The sequence below is a fragment of the Plesiomonas sp. ISS29 genome, from assembly GCF_056522795.1.
Genome location: NZ_JAWRZQ010000001.1, coordinates 1966951 through 1982615, shown reverse-complemented (window position 1 = coordinate 1982615; position 15665 = coordinate 1966951). Strand labels below are relative to the sequence as shown.

Sequence of the window (15665 nt, the reverse complement as noted above, 5' to 3'; positions counted from 1 at the left end):
GTATTGATAGCATTATGTTCAAGTTACACCATGACTATTAACATTGATGAGGAAATATTATGCGCATTTTACATACCATGCTGCGGGTAACCGATATGCAACGTGCTATTGATTTTTATACCCGCATTTTAGGCATGAATTTGCTGCGTACCAATGAAAATGAAGAGTATAAATACTCTTTAGCCTTTGTCGGTTATGGTGATGAAAGTACCGGTGCGGTAATTGAGTTAACATACAATTGGGGTGTTGAGCAGTATGAGATAGGCACTGCATTTGGGCATATTGCACTCGGTGTTGATGATGTTGCTGCAACCTGTGAAGCTATTCGTAATGCTGGTGGTAAAGTAACCCGAGAAGCTGGCCCAGTGAAGGGTGGAAGCACCATTATTGCGTTTGTTGAAGACCCTGATCACTACAAAATTGAGCTGATTCAAAATAAACAAGCATCTGTTGGATTAGGTTGATTTTCATACCCCGATTCACTCTGCGGTGATAGAGCAGTATAGATTAATATAGCCACAATCAAATATCGGTAAAGTGATGAAAATGGCACTTTACCGATATTTTAATCAGCGCTATAGACTGCTTTCTGAACCACGTGCTAGCGAGATAATCAATCGTCGATTCAGCCCACGGTGGGTTGGTGAGCGATTATCTGCCACAGGGCGTTTATCACCATAAACCTGTAATTGGATTTGCTCAGGTTTCAGCCCTAATTTAACGAAATATTTCTGAATGGTTTCCGCGCGTTTTCGTGCCAACTCTTCACTGTTGATAACCACTTCTCTATCATCGCCATGTGCGGCCACCAGCACCAATTCAACATCTTTAATATGCTTTACATATTCAGCTATTTTTGCCAGTTTTTGCTGCGAATCGGCCACCAAAAATTCACTATCTGGCTGATAATGCAATACGGTATAAGCAATATCATCAAAGTTGTACGGTAATAATCGCTGCACACACGCCAAATACTGTTTGTATGCCGGTTTAAAGTACGCCGGTGATAAACTCACTTGTACCTGACTATGCCCGTAATAAGCATCACGGTATTGCAGTGTCGGTAAGCGCCCTTTCTCGAGCGCCGCAAGCATTTGCCATGCATACTTATCTGCTACATAACCATCAAACTGCTGAAACAGTGTCAATGTAGTGACTGGCTCAGATGTTGTACCCGGCATCCAACGGGGTGGCAAGGTCAGTAAGTTGGTACGGCGGGTCTCAGCCATTGGGCGCAACATTCTCAACTCAAAATCGAGGTTGATTTTTTTACTAGCCCGGCTAGTAAATGCACCCGTGCCATAATTGGGGATCACATGTTCTAAACGGCATTCAAGCGGTGAATCTTGTGTCATTACCCATTTTGAATCATCGATGCCGGCAAAAAACACCGTATCTGCCCACAAAGGAAGGCTGTTCATCAATAATCCAGCCAGAGCGATCTGTAGGCTGCCACGCGTAATACGACACTTTATCATTTTATTACCACTCCTGAATGCTCCCTTCTTAACGGCAAAGCGAAGGAATACTTTAGTTAACCCCCATAAATTGCAATAATAGAGCGCTAATCCGTGTCATTTATACAGCAGCAAAGAGAGTCCATGGCTAAAATAACCGATCCTAACAGCCTGAGCGCCCGTTTTCGTGGCTACTTCCCTGTCGTGATTGATGTTGAAACAGGCGGCTTTAACGCAAAAACGGATGCTCTTTTAGAGATTGCCGCAGTCACGCTGAAAATGGATGAGAACGGTTGGTTACTGCCCGATCAAAAATTAAGTTTTAACGTTGAGCCTTTTGAAGGGGCGAATTTAAACCCTGAAGCGCTAGCCTTTACCGGCATTGACCCGTACCACCCACTGCGTGGAGCGGTAAGTGAATATGATGCCTTGCATGAAATATTTAAAGTTGTGCGCAAAGAGCTGAAAGCCGCTGAGTGTAACCGCGCAATTGTCGTAGCACACAATGCTGCCTTTGATCACGGTTTTTTAATGGCAGCCGCACAGCGAGCAAACCTAAAACGTAACCCTTTCCACCCTTTTGCAACGTTTGATACTGCTGCACTCAGTGGTTTGGTGTTGGGGCAAACCGTACTGGCAAAGGCGTGTAAAACAGCACAAATTCCCTTTGATAATCATCAGGCACACTCCGCATTGTATGATACCGAGCGCACCGCAGAGCTGTTTTGTGAACTGGTTAACCGCTGGAAACGTTTAGGTGGGTGGCCATTGGCGATTGATTCAGAAGATACACCTGAAGCGCTTGATCAAACAGTTGATGAAAAAAGCAATGAAACACCAGAGTAATACTGTGATATAAACCAGCAGCACAAGCAATAATCCTGCGGGAATTCATTATTTCCCGCATAATCTCTTTTCCAATATACCCTATCCGATTATATATAAATCAATGAAGTGTGATGCTCTTCTAACACTACATTATTCGGCTTCTTTTCATCCCTTGCCGAGCCCAAAAATGCTCAGACTCCCATTGACATCAAGTTTATGCTATATTAATAGCTTATTATTCTGCCCTATCGGAAAAAAACATGTCAGTCGAAGCTACTTTACTGCAACGCAGCAACACCCATTGTGAACTTTGTGCAAGCGAACAAGATCTTGTTGTTTATCCTGTTCCACACTCTGCTGCTGATGATGCTGATCACAGTGTATTGTTATGTGAAACCTGCCGAACTCAGATTGAAAACCCAGCACTGACTGATGTCAGCCACTGGCGTTGCCTGAACGACAGCATGTGGAGCCAAGTTCCCGCAGTACAAGTTATGGCATGGCGTCAACTCAAGCAATTATCAAGCGAAGTATGGGCGCATGATCTGCTGGATATGCTCTATCTTGATGACGAAACTCTTGCATGGGCTGCAGCCGGTGTAGCAGAAGAGTCTGATGATACCCAGCCTACACTCGACAGCAACGGCAACCCGCTGCAAGACGGTGATTCCGTTACCCTGATTAAAGACTTAGTCGTGAAAGGCGCTAACTTCACAGCAAAACGCGGCACTATGGTGAAGAATATTACGCTGACGAGCAACCCTGAGCATATCGAAGGCCGAGTTAACGGCGTACATATTGTTCTGGTTGCCGCTTTCCTTAAAAAAGCCTAAGTCTGCCTGATAATCGCCTCATCATGGCCATATATTATGCTCGGCATACAATATGACCTGTATGCAATGTATTATGTTATTAACATATGTTGTTGATGGGGCGAAAGATCCCAAAAGTAAAAAGACTAGATAAAAGAAAGAAGAAAGAAGAAAGAAGAAAGAAGAAAGAAGAAAGAAGAAAGAAAATATCAGGGATAACAGAAATAGGACAACAAAATATACCGAAAATCGGCATAAAAAAAACGCCGATATCATATCGGCGCCGCAAAAATATATGTTCGCTATAATGCAAATAAATTGAAGGAAGTTAAGACAACGTGGAGTACAGCATCCATCGCATAAATACTGTATTCACCTGCGTAGAAGAGTATGCGACAACTATCTATCTGCTACTTTGATTTTGCTCAATATTTCGGTCATCGTTATCAAACGTAGCCATAAAAGCCTCTCATTGCGCATGATTACAGCTACAACCAGCGCTTTTTCTTCAGCCAAATACCTATACCGATAGCAACCACCACCAGTGTTGCGCAAAACAGCGTAAAACTACCGCGAAACCCCTCACCTGGAATACCCTCTAGATTAACGCCAAACAACCCTGTCAAAAATGATACCGGTAAAAACATCATTGCCAACAGTGACATAACATATGTCCGGCGATTCATGGCATCAGCCAGTAAATTGGCAATTTCATCGGCCAATACCGAGGTACGCGAAATAGCGGCATCCAGATCATCGAGTGTACGGCCAAGGCGTTCGGAAACATCCTGCATCCGGCGTTTATCCTCTTCGCTAAACCACGGAATTTTCTCTGCGGCAATGCGTGAGTACACATCCCGCTGCGGTGAAAGATAACGGCGCAAAATGATTAATTGTTTGCGAATTAGCCCCAGTTGGCCACGATCAGGCACTTTGTGCTCAAGCAGACCATCTTCCAATTCAATAATGGTTTCATGCAAATCATCAATAAACTCAGAGGCGTAGTCGGTCATTGCATCACACAGTTCAACCACCCACTCGCTGCTGTCGGCCGGCCCGTTACCCGACCAAAGTGTTGACTCAACATCCTCCACCGGAAATAAGCGGCGTTTACGGGTTGAAACAATCAACTCGCTAGTGATGTAGGCTCGCAATGCAACCATCTGATCCGGCCTTTCACCGTGGTTATAGTTAATCCCCCGCAGGGTGACTAAAATCCCCTCCCCGATACGGGTAAAGCGTGGACGTGAGCTTTCGCCCAACAGCGCATCTTTTACCCCTTCCGGCAAAATCTCACTGCTTTTGATCCACTCTGCCGATTGTGGATGGCTGTAATCAAGATGTAACCATGCAGGTAATGATGGAATAGCATTTGCGGCAGCATTCATCGGTAAAGCTCCGCCTTTTCCATCAAAAAACATCTTGGTTACAGCGCCTTCCACTAATACATCATTCAGTTGCATCTTTTCATCCTAAAATATCGTCACAATTCCCTATACCGATCACATTTTGAATCTATTTGCCGATTTCCAAATAACAAATCTGTGATAGATTTCTGCCCATAAAATTTGGCGTTAGCGTCCCTGTTATTATCCGTTAAGTCTATTTTAAGGATCACCGACAATGAAACAAAGTGCAGAGGTCTGGCTAGAGCAAGAGCTTATGCTGCAGGAAGTGATCAGAACCGAGAGATTGCGCCATTTACGCGAAGAGCAGGACAATACACAACCTGACACTAACCGCCGATCTTGCCGCCGCCGTCAGATTAAACGCAGCAAGAAAGTGACATTGTAACTTAAAGTCACCGTGTAACCTAAAGTTAGCCACAAACATCAATCACTAGAATCAGGGTATTTACCCGCTAAACACCCTGATTTTGTATGTATATTTGTTATGTATAGCTCACTGATCAATCAATAATCGCGGTGGTTAAGCGTGCACTGCAGCAGAGCTGATCTTGCTGATTGAAGATCTCAATCTGCCAGACCTGATGCCGATTACCAGTATGCAGTGCTTTGCAAACGCCACGAGCCATGCCCTGACGAATCGCTTTGATATGGTTAGCATTCACTTCCAGCCCCACTACTTTTTGCGCGCCTTCTGTACACAGATACCCCGCTACTGAACCAAGGGTTTCAGCCAGCACTACCGATGCGCCACCATGCAATAAACCAAACGGCTGGGTGGTGCGCTGATCGACTGGCATCGTGGCTTCAATGCTGTCTGCATTCAACGCGGTAAATTCAATACCAACATGACCAACCATGCACTCTGTTCCCATTGCATTGAGCTGGCTAAGGGTTGCCTGACGTTTCCACATCATAGGTATGCTCTCTTTTTTAGCATGTTATTCAATAAATTGCATGCAATTCAGTGTCTAGTATTCATCGCTATTCATGGCAGTTTGTGCTTCACATCCCCTATCTATAAGTATTATGAGGATTACACGATAGCAAATACCCATAACAACCATACTAGCTACACACTTTTGTGACGCTGTCACTCAACATGCCACGAAGTACCGGTTTATAGCTGCATGATTGTGCCACATTGACTACAGCAGATTGCCACTGCGGCAAATCGCCAGCAGTGCTTGAGCCGGATGTAAAATTACCGTTTTCTCTTCACGTTTAACCTGACTACGGCACGAGTAACCGGTTGAAACACAGCGGTTTAATGGGCGAAGTTTTAGCTGCGATTGCCAAGACAAGGCATAAATCCCCTGAGAGTGTGTTCGATTTTTCTTTTCATGCCCGTATGTTCCAGCCATACCACAACACCCGACATTAACCGATTGTAACTCTGCGCCAAAATGCGCAAATATTGCGGCCCAGTCACGGCTACTTTCAGGTAGCGCGGTACTTTCGGTGCAGTGGCCAAAGAGATACCATGTATCAGAGGTTTTACGGTAAGCAGGCAAGGTGGCGAGTTGCTTTTTCAGCCACTCATGGGCCAGCAGTACGCTAAAATCACCGCGTTTATCCCCCAGCGTAATGCGGTATTCATCGCGGTAACAGAGCACCAGAGCCGGATCAACGCCCACCAGCGGAATACCCAATGCATTGATATGGTTTAAAAACTCAGCCGTATTTGCGGCAGTAGTGGCAAATGCGGTAAGGAACCCTTTGACATGCTGTGGTTTTCCATTGGGTTTGAACGGCAGTAATATCGGCTGAAAGCCAAGGTGTTCGGCCAACCGGACAAAATCAGCCACAACGTTTGCATCATAAAAACTGGTAAACGGGTCTTGCACGACTAACAGATAGCGTGATTTTTCAGCCTGACTGAGTGCCTGCAACTGTGCATAATCAAACTGCAATGCGGTGTGCCCGGTCAGCTGTTCGGGCAACGTTGGCACTGACAGTAACGGCACATCGACCATGCCGAGTGTTTTTTCTGTCAGGCTTTGCATCCACGCCGGCTGCATCAGGGCATTAAATAGCCGTGGGGCTTTGGCCATCAGGGGAGCATACTGCTCAACCGTGCCAATCATATAATCACGCACGGGCCGCAAATAACGGGTGTGGTAGAGCTGTAAGAAGCGTGAACGAAAAGCCGGTACATCAATCTTAATCGGGCACTGTGTTGAGCAGGCTTTGCAGGCCAAACAACCTGACATCGCTTCTTTCACTTCGTGCGAGAAGTCATACTCACCACGCCGCGCGGCCAACGTGTGGCGAGTTTTTGCTATCAACTGGCGGAATGTAGTGCGTGTTCCAGTAAGTGAAGCTTCAATAGCCAGCGTGTCTGCCCCCTCATCGGCCAGCAGTGTCAGCCATTCACGCACTAGCGCGGCACGCCCTTTTGGTGAGTGGCGGCGATCTCGGGTGATTTTTACTGAGGGGCACATCGGGCTATGGGTATCAAAGTTAAAACACAGGCCGTTACCGTTACATTCAAGTGCTCCACGGTAAGATTCACGTACTGTCAGCGGGATTTTTTTATCATGCCAGCTACGCTTTTCATCACTGACCTGTACCAGTTGGGCATCCGCTTTCAGTGGGATACAAATTTTCCCCGGGTTCAACCGGTTATCAGGGTCAAACACGGTTTTGATGTGGCGCAATTCGTTCCACAGTGTTTCACCAAAAAACAGCGGGCTGTATTCAGAACGAAAACCCTTTCCATGCTCGCCCCACATCAGACCGCCGTATTTTGCTGTCAGTGCCACAACCTGATCAGAGAGCGTTTTCATCAGGATCTCTTGCTGCGGATCACATAAATCGAGTGCCGGACGAACATGCAACACCCCCGCATCGACGTGACCAAACATACCGTAATGCAGCCCATGCTGATCGAGTAAGGTTCTAAATTCGGCAATGTAATCGGCCAAATGCTCGGGCGGCACACAAGTATCCTCTGCAAACGCAATAGGTTTGGCTGCCCCCTTGGTGTTTCCGAGCAACCCCACGGCCTTTTTACGCATGGTGTAAATACGCTCGATACTGATTAGATCGTGGCAGCGTTGATAGCCAATCACGCCAGAAAGATGTTCGGGTAACAGGCTATCAAGCTTATCGCACAGCGTACTGACCTGTTGCTCAATCAGCGCAGCATCATCACCGGCAAACTCAACGATATTCAGCCCCTGCATATCCACACCCGGAACATCCGTAATCAGTTCTCGCACTGAGTGCCAGACAATATCTTCGCGTGCAAGGTTGAGCACTTTTGAATCGACTGTCTCTACCGATAAAGCGTTTGCCTGCACCATAAAAGGGGCATGGCGCAGTGCCGAGTCAAAACTGTCGTATTTAATATTGATCAGTTGCCTAACTTGCGGAATGGCGGTGATATTGAGTTTCGCTTCGGCAATCAGCGCCAGAGAGCCTTCTGATCCGGTTAATAAACGGGTTAAATCAAACTGACTAAGATCATCATTAAAGACATGCTTGAGATCATAACCCGTCAGAAAGCGGTTCAATGGTGGGAAACGCTCTAAAATCAGTGCGCGCTGTTCACGGCAACGGTCGAGAACCGTCTGGTACACTTGCCCGATACGCTCTTTTTGCTGCGCAAGATGCTCGGCAAGCTCCACCGCCATCGGCGCGGTATCAAGCAGTGTGCCATCAACCATCACTGCACGTAAGCCCAGCACATGATCCGAGGTTTTACCGTACAGCAGTGATCCCTGACCTGAGGCATCGGTATTGATCATCCCGCCTATCGTGGCGCGGTTGCTGGTGGAGAGATCGGGTGAAAAGAAGTAGCCATGTGGCCGCAGATAGGCATTGAGCTGATCTTTAACCACGCCCGACTCAACGCGCACCCACATCTCATCCAAATTCAGCTCTAAAATGCGGTTCATGTAGCGTGAGGTATCCACCACGATACCGGTAGTCAGTGATTGACCATTTGTGCCCGTTCCGCCACCACGCGGGGTAAATGTCAGCGTTTTAAAATCAGCTAACTGTGCCGTTTGCATTAACAGCAGCATATCAGCCACCGAACGCGGAAATACCACCGCCTGCGGAAGCTGCTGATACACACTATTATCCGTTGCCATACTCAGGCGCGCGGCATAGGTGTGCTCTGTATCCCCCGTAAAGCCACGGGCTTTTAAAGCATCAAGAAAAGCGTGCGTGACCGGCGCTACGCCCGGCACATGTGATAAACGCGGAATCATCATTGTTATCCCTTACAACATTGCGTCCTCATGCTCTGATAACGGCCTACACCTGCACCCTTACAAAGCCATGCCTACTGTATTTATCTAATCTACTGTTTTACTGCGCGTCTGTCTTGCCTAACACAAGGAGCAGGAAAATTTTTACGGCCAGATCACCTACCACAACACATATCAATGCAACCTCTCTGTGTCTTTTTATCCCCCATTTATATTTGCTGATAATTTGCGCAACACTTTGCGAATTTTCACCAATTCCAGAAATTATTTTTCTATATGCCATTTTATCGGCTCGGAACAGGCCCTGCCTGTTTGCAGCCTGCCTAAATTTCGTTATTGTGTCTAGGTGAGTCTCTTCACAGCCCGTCTGTATGAAGTTACCAAGAGAATATAATGCCTATTAGAACTGATGAATTGCGCACTGCGCGCATTGACACTCTGGTCACGCCTGATGAGTTGGCAGCGGAATATCCGCTCGATGATCAGATAGCTAATACCGTGATGAGTGCCCGTAAAACAATAGAAAATATCCTAAGTGGGATAGATCCGCGTTTGCTGGTTATCGTTGGCCCCTGTTCGGTACACGATCCGAAAGCAGCCGTTGACTATGCACAGCGGTTGTATGCTCTGCATCAGCAGTATCATGATCGCCTGTTCATTGTTATGCGCACCTATTTTGAAAAACCGCGTACGGTTGTTGGCTGGAAAGGGTTAATTTCAGACCCTTATCTTGATGGCAGTTTTCAGGTCAATCAGGGTATCAAAATGGCGCGTAAGCTATTGCTGGATATTAATAAGATAGGCCAGCCAACCGCCACTGAGTTTTTAGATATGGTCACCGGCCAGTATATTGCCGATCTGATCAGCTGGGGCGCAATTGGTGCCCGCACCACAGAAAGCCAGATCCATCGTGAAATGGCCTCTGCGCTGTCGTGTCCGGTTGGCTTTAAAAACGGTACTGATGGGAATGTGCGTATCGCCATTGATGCGATTCGTGCATCTAGCGCATCACACATGTTTTTATCGCCCGATAAACACGGCAAGATGACCGTTTACCGCACATCGGGAAACCCTTACGGGCATATTATTTTGCGCGGCGGGAAAGATCCCAATTATCAGGCTAAATATGTGTCACAAGCCTGTGATCGCCTGCGTGAGTTTGATCTGGCAGAACATCTGGTGGTTGATTTTAGCCACGGGAATTGCCAGAAACTTCACCGCCGCCAGCTTGATGTGTGCGATAACATTTGTGCACAGATCCAAGCCGGTTCACGTGCGGTTGCGGGGATCATGGCCGAGAGCTTTTTGGTGGAAGGAAGCCAAAAAGTGGTTAACGGTCAGGCAGCGGTGTATGGCCAGTCAATCACTGACCCTTGCCTGAGCTGGGCTGATACAGAAACTCTGCTCGAAAAACTGGCTACTGCAGTGGCCACCCGTTTTTAGCACTAACAAAAAACTCCCCGTTATGGGGAGTTTTTTAATCACGACCTTCCGTAGCAGACATCCAATAATCGGCGTTTAAACACCAATTTTGAATTCTCGCACACTAAACAACGCGTGCTGATTTTCCCTTTTTTAACTTGCCCATGACGTGCATTTCGCAACGCTTACAATCAAATTTCAAACGGAACGTATCGTTACCCATATCTAGCACCAACGGATCAGGTTTCAACCCTTTCACCTCTTTCGGACACATGTTCTGGGTATAACGCAAACAGTGTTTAGTGATCATCAGGGAAACTTCATCATCTTCCTGATTCAACTCATAAGCAGGCGCAACTTCGCTAACTCCGTGCTCACGGTAAAAAGCTTCCGCCGCTTTATTGTAGACATTACCTAAATAACTCAAAGTATCTTGCGGGAAAGTTGCGTTTTCTTCTGCAGTATGGCGCAGCGGGCGCTGATACCCTTCTGTACGTGCGCGTTCAAGTTTCTCGCACGCCTCTCGGCGCAAGGTATTGAGTACAGATACAGGGATAAACCATGCCTGTGACAACGTCACCTCTATCTTGCGCAGGTAAAATAGCGTATTGCCGAGTTTGCCCAGCTGATCGCGTACGGTTTGGTAGGCACGCTCAGGGTTATTGGCTACTGATTTTTCAGCTTCTAGCATCACGTCTACCGCAAAGCCCTGCTCATCTTGCATCGTCAGGCAAAAACCCTGCTCTGTTTCGGTGAAACTGAGATCGGCGGCAATCTGACGGGTAGCCGACTCTTTATCCAACACGCCATCAAACTGCTGATCATGGTTGCGATAAATTACGGTATTCACGGTTAATCCGCGCACTGGCTCGGCGGTAAACAAGCGATGCCCCTCGGCCCGATTAATCCGCAAACCACTTAGCTCATTGCGTGCGGTGAAATAGCACAACCCATCACCGTTATTAAAGGTTGTCTGGCTGCTGACTTCAAACCAGTTTGGCCCAACTCGGGTCACCTTTCCGGCCTCTTCACCAATATATTTAGGCGATCGGAACGAAGAGATTGTTGGCTGTCTTCCCAACAAAAAGTAGTCGGTACTGCCGCGATTAAAGGTTTTATCCGGATTAGGGCTAAAGGTGTACTGGCTGCGCCCCGCAGATGAGCGGCTCAATTCAGGGCGCTGCTCTAAAATCGTATCAAGTTGCTGGCGATACCATGCTGTCACATTTTTGATGTACGAGAGATCTTTTAAGCGCCCTTCAATCTTGAACGAACGCACACCAGCATCAATCATCGCTGGTAAATTTGCGCTCTGGTTCATATCCTTAAGCGATAACAGATGTTGATCTTGTACCAGCACCTCGCCTTCGCGATTTTTCAGTGAGCAAGGTACACGGCAGATTTGCGCACATTCGCCACGGTTTGCACTGCGTCCAGTCAGCGCATGGCTGATATAACACTGGCCACTGTAGGCTACACAAAGCGCACCATGAATAAAAAATTCAAGCTGCACAGATGTTTGGGCAGAAATAGCAGCTATCTGTTCTAACGATAACTCACGGGCTAACACCACCTGTGAAAACCCGACATCTTGTAAAAACTTCACTTTTTCAGGAGTTCGGTTATCTAACTGAGTACTAGCATGCAGTGCAATGGGCGGTAAATCGAGCTGTAATAGCCCCATATCCTGCACAATCAGTGCATCGGCACCGGCATTCCACAACTGATGTGTCAGTAATTCAGCCTCTGCCAGCTCACTGTCTTTCAAGATGGTATTGAGTGCTACAAACACCTGAGCACCATAACGGTGGGCAAAGGTGGCCAGCAGTTCAATATCTGCAACACTGTTACCGGCAGCAGAGCGCGCCCCGAATGCCGGGCCACCGATATAAACTGCATCCGCACCGTGTTTTATCGCTTCAATACCAAATGCTGCATTTTTTGCCGGAGCAAGCAGTTCAAGCCGGTTATTTTGTACCATCATCAGTCAGCAAAACTCTGTCAGAAAACCATCATAAAAAAGGGAATGCAGTGTATAACAAACTCAGCATCACAACACCTTCATTTCCCTTAGCTTACGTATTTTATACCTTCTACTGTAGCGATGGTTTGTGATATTACCGGTTGAAAATCAGCCATACATGCGATAACTCCAAAATACTCCTCTTTTTTCTATCATTTATATCCAGTTATCTGTATTACCTGCTATCTGTATTAACCATGCGCTGTTTTCCGTGTGTTTCTATTTTCAAGGTAACATGCTGCGCGGTGCTCTCTAAAAACAGTATATTGATATCCTTATCATCACCTATGTGCTTCCGCATTACCGAGAGTAGCTCATCCGCTATAAAATCTAGGTTCAGTTCACTCATGACAATTTGGCCTTATTCATGATGATGTCACGCAAAAGAATAACCTACCTCTGCATGTTATTTTGCAGATACAGGTTCTACTTATGATAGTTCAAATAGCAATAATTCTGCAAAAGGCCATACAAAATAAATCCGCCTAAAAAATGACATGATGAAATTTTTTATGTTGAGGATTATACTTATTTTAGCTGAGACTTATTACTCAACTTACTGAATATAAGCATAAAAAAGGTTACGACTCAAAGTGTTGCGCGTGAAAATCTGAATCTTCGCAACAGGCTGAAACGGCTAAACCGTAAGACTCTGAGATACTCAAAATCAACAGAAATATATGACAAAATTATTGGTATATTCATCGCACATAAATATTACCTGCAATGACCAAATCTACACATTGAATACGTGACCGTTTTCTGAAAGATAGAAAAACATTTATATGTTCTCATATGTTTTTTTAAGCAGGAGATATATAGATGAAAATTGCTAGTTTTTTCCGTTTTATGCCAGTTGCCAAGCCTTCTTCTAATACCCGTTCAGAGGTTAGCAAACGTGTGAAAGACTTCACTGATAGCCTGCAAGGCGTTAAAAATACAGCAGAGGCAAAAGGGCATAAAGTTTCAAAAATGTATGAAAAAACAGAATACTACGCTAATAAATTAACAAAAAGCACCGAAAAAAGAAAAATTAACGACATACTGAGTAATGTAAGTAAATTACAAAAATATTCGAAGAATTTATTTGGCATTACTGGGAGTCCATTCACTCGCAGTGCCATTGATGCTGCAAAAGAGCAACGGTCAAATGTGATATTGACAGCATTCAAAGATAGTATCACCCACAATAACACATCGGGTGCGCAGCTCTTAAAGGTTATTAATACACTGAAAAATGAAAATTTTGATGACCAAGACATAAAAAAAGCTTTTGGCGAGATTTTTGCTAAAGCGTAAAAGTTCGATTTTGAACATTGAATAATAAACTGAGTTTACGGTGATCAGAGCACTATTTCTCATGGTTATTTAGTGTCGAACGTAAGCATTATTTCTAATGCTAATCACTACATTGAATTTACTCCAAAAAAAAGAGCCTCTGAAGGCTCTTTTTGTCTGTCTGTTATACTGGGCTAACCATAATATTACAGAGTAGTAATAGCAGATACCACCCCAATATAATGGCGCACTTATCATGACGTTTTGTTGATGTGAAGTAACGGCAACATCAGCAACAAGAAGGTCAATTAGATCTTATTGATCAGGAAGCTTTCTAGAGACTCACCGTTCTCTAATGCTTTTGCGATCAGCGCAGGTGTACGGCCTTGACCAGTCCAGGTTTTCACTTCACCGTTTTCATCTAAGTATTCATACTTAGGTGCACGTGGTGCGCGCTTACCTTGTGTTTTAACCGGTGCTTTTGCCGCAGCAACTTGCAGCAGATCGTTCAGATCAATACCGTCTTCTTTAAGCATTTCACGGTACTGTTCCAGCTTACGAGCACGCTCTTCTTCTTGTGCTTTTTGCAGGGAATCTTCTTCACGGCGCTCTTCAACAACGATAGATAACTTCTCTAATACCGATTCTAACGTTTCAAAGTCAACTTCACGCGCAAAGGCACGCAGTGAACGAATATTTTTAAATAGAGCAATGATTTCTTGAGACATAATAATTAACACAACTAACAAATATTTTTCTAATAGTTAGCTATCAAGTACTACAAATAAGTAATGATAACCATGAAACTCTATTTTAGAACGAAAATAGGATAAAGCCAATCTATCCCAACCAATTATTAATACTTTTTACACTTTAATTTATATTTTGGTTGAATCATCAGCAAACATATTCAATTTAGCGCATGTCACCCTTTTACTGAACGTAAAATGACAAATTTCTGATTCGAGGCCACTGTACTGCAATTACCAAACAGGCGGCGTAATTTCAGATGATACCCTAAATGCCGGTTTCCAATAATACGCAGCTCCCCACCCTTTTTCAGGCAACGCTTTGCATCACGGAACATTTGCCATGCAATATGATCAGTAACTGATTGCTGCTGATGAAATGGTGGATTACATAATATAGACTGAATCGAGTTAGCTTCTATATTTTGCAAACTATCGCCAATAATAAATTCACAACGTGTTAAATCTTGTGGGTAATTAGCGTTTATATTGATGTTGCTTGACTCAACAGCCATATAAGACTCATCAATAAAAATAACATGCGCGTCAGGGTTTTGCTTCAATGCTGTCAGCCCGACAACCCCATTACCACACCCTAAATCAACGATACGCCCCTGAATATTGGCAGGTAAATGCTGCATGAAAAACCGTGCACCAATATCTAAAGAGGTACGCGAAAAAACATTGGCGTGATTCTGTATTTTTTCGCCGCTATTTTCCAATATCCATGTGGTTGGATATGGGCTCTCCATCTCAGGGCGAGACTCTACCTGTGCAAATACAAGCCGTGCTTTTTTCCACGCTAAGCTAGTAGTGGTTTCACCGATAATTTTGCTAAATAGGCTCAGTGTAGAGGTGTGAATGTCACGCGCTTTTGCACCCGCAATAATCCGTGTCGCTGGCGTAATAACTGAGCGCAATAGCAGCAGTTGATGCTCTAGAAGAGCCAATGTCTTTGGAATTTTAATGATGACAAGTGCCGGATTTTGCGGCAAAGGCTGCATGCAATCTTGCAGAGTAATCTGTTCAGCAGCTAAGCCGTTACGCTGCATATTTTTGAATATCGCCTGCTGACTGACATAAGAATCACTCACCGATACGGGCATGTACGCATGCAGTGCACAGGTCAATGCGCCAAAATTATCATTAAAGATGATCACCGGCCCATTAATCGGGTGCTCAGATAACTCTTGTAGCAGATATTCATCTGCTGCTTCCCATGCTTGTAATTCAGATGTGCCCTCTTCAGGATAACGAACTAAATCCAACGTCAGCGATCCTGATTCAAAATGGCTCATGCCTCAACTCCACAATAGTGTGACTCAATTTATGGCGCTATTTTAACGTGAAATACGGATGCTGTGTTGATATTCATCTGTGCAAAAATACGTTTACCGTGTCATATCAGCAAAAGGTATGACACTGATTCACACCTTACTGACATAATATTTAAATTTATGCTCGACAAAC

Annotated in this window: 13 protein-coding genes and 1 pseudogene; 7 read left to right on the top strand and 7 right to left on the bottom strand. The window is 45.1% G+C overall.

Translation table 11 applies throughout. The features are described 5' to 3' along the window. Window positions 1–59 precede the first annotated feature (59 nt). The gene (gene gloA / locus AC1HDJ_RS08865; protein WP_479535162.1) at window positions 60–464 is read left to right on the top strand and encodes a lactoylglutathione lyase; all 405 of its coding nucleotides are present in this window, start codon (window positions 60–62) and stop codon (window positions 462–464) included. Between the two features lie 111 nt (window positions 465–575). On the opposite strand, the gene AC1HDJ_RS08860 is transcribed toward gloA, so the two are convergent. After that, on the bottom strand, window positions 576–1478 hold the full coding sequence (locus AC1HDJ_RS08860) for a flagellar protein MotY (protein ID WP_479535161.1): 903 nt from the start codon (window positions 1476–1478) through the stop codon (window positions 576–578). A gap of 123 nt (window positions 1479–1601) precedes the next feature. Between AC1HDJ_RS08860 and rnt the strand changes: the two genes are divergently transcribed. Next, the gene (gene rnt / locus AC1HDJ_RS08855) at window positions 1602–2303 is read left to right on the top strand and encodes a ribonuclease T (protein WP_479535159.1); all 702 of its coding nucleotides are present in this window, start codon (window positions 1602–1604) and stop codon (window positions 2301–2303) included. Window positions 2304–2545: 242 nt separating this feature from the next. Continuing rightward, on the top strand, window positions 2546–3118 hold the full coding sequence (locus AC1HDJ_RS08850) for a PhnA domain-containing protein (protein WP_479535157.1): 573 nt from the start codon (window positions 2546–2548) through the stop codon (window positions 3116–3118). A gap of 467 nt (window positions 3119–3585) precedes the next feature. Here the strand turns inward: AC1HDJ_RS08850 and zntB are convergent, their stop codons facing one another. Further along, window positions 3586–4560 (bottom strand): zinc transporter ZntB, encoded by a 975-nt coding sequence (gene zntB, locus AC1HDJ_RS08845; protein ID WP_479535155.1) that lies wholly within the window; start codon window positions 4558–4560, stop codon window positions 3586–3588. Window positions 4561–4720: 160 nt separating this feature from the next. Between zntB and AC1HDJ_RS08840 the strand changes: the two genes are divergently transcribed. Beyond that, a complete protein-coding gene (locus tag AC1HDJ_RS08840; RefSeq protein WP_438624156.1) occupies window positions 4721–4891 on the top strand; it encodes a hypothetical protein in 171 nt (56 codons plus the stop codon). 115 nt (window positions 4892–5006) lie between these two features. On the opposite strand, the gene menI is transcribed toward AC1HDJ_RS08840, so the two are convergent. Then, window positions 5007–5420: a 1,4-dihydroxy-2-naphthoyl-CoA hydrolase gene (menI, locus tag AC1HDJ_RS08835; protein WP_479535153.1), complete on the bottom strand. Its 414-nt coding sequence runs from the start codon at window positions 5418–5420 to the stop codon at window positions 5007–5009. Between the two features lie 231 nt (window positions 5421–5651). Beyond that, complete coding sequence (gene ydiJ / locus AC1HDJ_RS08830) at window positions 5652–8723, bottom strand: D-2-hydroxyglutarate dehydrogenase YdiJ (protein ID WP_479537065.1); 3072 nt, start codon at window positions 8721–8723, stop codon at window positions 5652–5654. Window positions 8724–9116: 393 nt separating this feature from the next. Between ydiJ and AC1HDJ_RS08825 the strand changes: the two genes are divergently transcribed. Further along, window positions 9117–10166, top strand: coding sequence for a 3-deoxy-7-phosphoheptulonate synthase (locus AC1HDJ_RS08825; RefSeq protein ID WP_479535151.1), 1050 nt, complete (start codon window positions 9117–9119; stop codon window positions 10164–10166). 103 nt (window positions 10167–10269) lie between these two features. On the opposite strand, the gene AC1HDJ_RS08820 is transcribed toward AC1HDJ_RS08825, so the two are convergent. Then, window positions 10270–12129 carry a peptidase U32 family protein gene (locus AC1HDJ_RS08820; RefSeq protein ID WP_479535149.1) on the bottom strand — a complete coding sequence of 620 codons (1860 nt, stop codon included), beginning with the start codon at window positions 12127–12129 and terminating at the stop codon, window positions 10270–10272. Between the two features lie 616 nt (window positions 12130–12745). Between AC1HDJ_RS08820 and AC1HDJ_RS08815 the strand changes: the two are divergent. Both AC1HDJ_RS08815 and AC1HDJ_RS08810 read left to right on the top strand, forming a co-directional pair. Next, window positions 12746–12898: pseudogene (locus AC1HDJ_RS08815) on the top strand (IS1 family transposase); the annotation flags it as partial. A gap of 92 nt (window positions 12899–12990) precedes the next feature. Next, window positions 12991–13467 carry a hypothetical protein gene (locus AC1HDJ_RS08810; protein ID WP_479535147.1) on the top strand — a complete coding sequence of 159 codons (477 nt, stop codon included), beginning with the start codon at window positions 12991–12993 and terminating at the stop codon, window positions 13465–13467. 287 nt (window positions 13468–13754) lie between these two features. Here AC1HDJ_RS08810 and AC1HDJ_RS08805 read toward each other — a convergent pair whose 3' ends face one another. Both AC1HDJ_RS08805 and rlmG read right to left on the bottom strand, forming a co-directional pair. Next, a complete protein-coding gene (locus AC1HDJ_RS08805) occupies window positions 13755–14174 on the bottom strand; it encodes an H-NS family histone-like protein (protein WP_479535145.1) in 420 nt (139 codons plus the stop codon). A 197-nt stretch (window positions 14175–14371) separates the two neighbouring features. Continuing rightward, window positions 14372–15493 carry a 23S rRNA (guanine(1835)-N(2))-methyltransferase RlmG gene (gene rlmG / locus AC1HDJ_RS08800; RefSeq protein WP_479535143.1) on the bottom strand — a complete coding sequence of 374 codons (1122 nt, stop codon included), beginning with the start codon at window positions 15491–15493 and terminating at the stop codon, window positions 14372–14374. Between the last annotated feature and the right edge of the window lie 172 nt (window positions 15494–15665).

Coding starts and splice junctions, on each gene's coding strand:
- ydiJ (WP_479537065.1), bottom strand. CDS start 8,723: ATGATTCCGCGTTTATCACATGTGCCGGGCGTAGCGCCGGTCACGCAC.
- AC1HDJ_RS08860 (WP_479535161.1), bottom strand. CDS start 1,478: ATGATAAAGTGTCGTATTACGCGTGGCAGCCTACAGATCGCTCTGGCT.
- rlmG (WP_479535143.1), bottom strand. CDS start 15,493: ATGAGCCATTTTGAATCAGGATCGCTGACGTTGGATTTAGTTCGTTAT.
- menI (WP_479535153.1), bottom strand. CDS start 5,420: ATGATGTGGAAACGTCAGGCAACCCTTAGCCAGCTCAATGCAATGGGA.
- AC1HDJ_RS08850 (WP_479535157.1), top strand. CDS start 2,546: ATGTCAGTCGAAGCTACTTTACTGCAACGCAGCAACACCCATTGTGAA.
- AC1HDJ_RS08810 (WP_479535147.1), top strand. CDS start 12,991: ATGAAAATTGCTAGTTTTTTCCGTTTTATGCCAGTTGCCAAGCCTTCT.
- zntB (WP_479535155.1), bottom strand. CDS start 4,560: ATGCAACTGAATGATGTATTAGTGGAAGGCGCTGTAACCAAGATGTTT.
- AC1HDJ_RS08805 (WP_479535145.1), bottom strand. CDS start 14,174: ATGTCTCAAGAAATCATTGCTCTATTTAAAAATATTCGTTCACTGCGT.
- rnt (WP_479535159.1), top strand. CDS start 1,602: ATGGCTAAAATAACCGATCCTAACAGCCTGAGCGCCCGTTTTCGTGGC.
- gloA (WP_479535162.1), top strand. CDS start 60: ATGCGCATTTTACATACCATGCTGCGGGTAACCGATATGCAACGTGCT.
- AC1HDJ_RS08820 (WP_479535149.1), bottom strand. CDS start 12,129: ATGATGGTACAAAATAACCGGCTTGAACTGCTTGCTCCGGCAAAAAAT.
- AC1HDJ_RS08825 (WP_479535151.1), top strand. CDS start 9,117: ATGCCTATTAGAACTGATGAATTGCGCACTGCGCGCATTGACACTCTG.
- AC1HDJ_RS08840 (WP_438624156.1), top strand. CDS start 4,721: ATGAAACAAAGTGCAGAGGTCTGGCTAGAGCAAGAGCTTATGCTGCAG.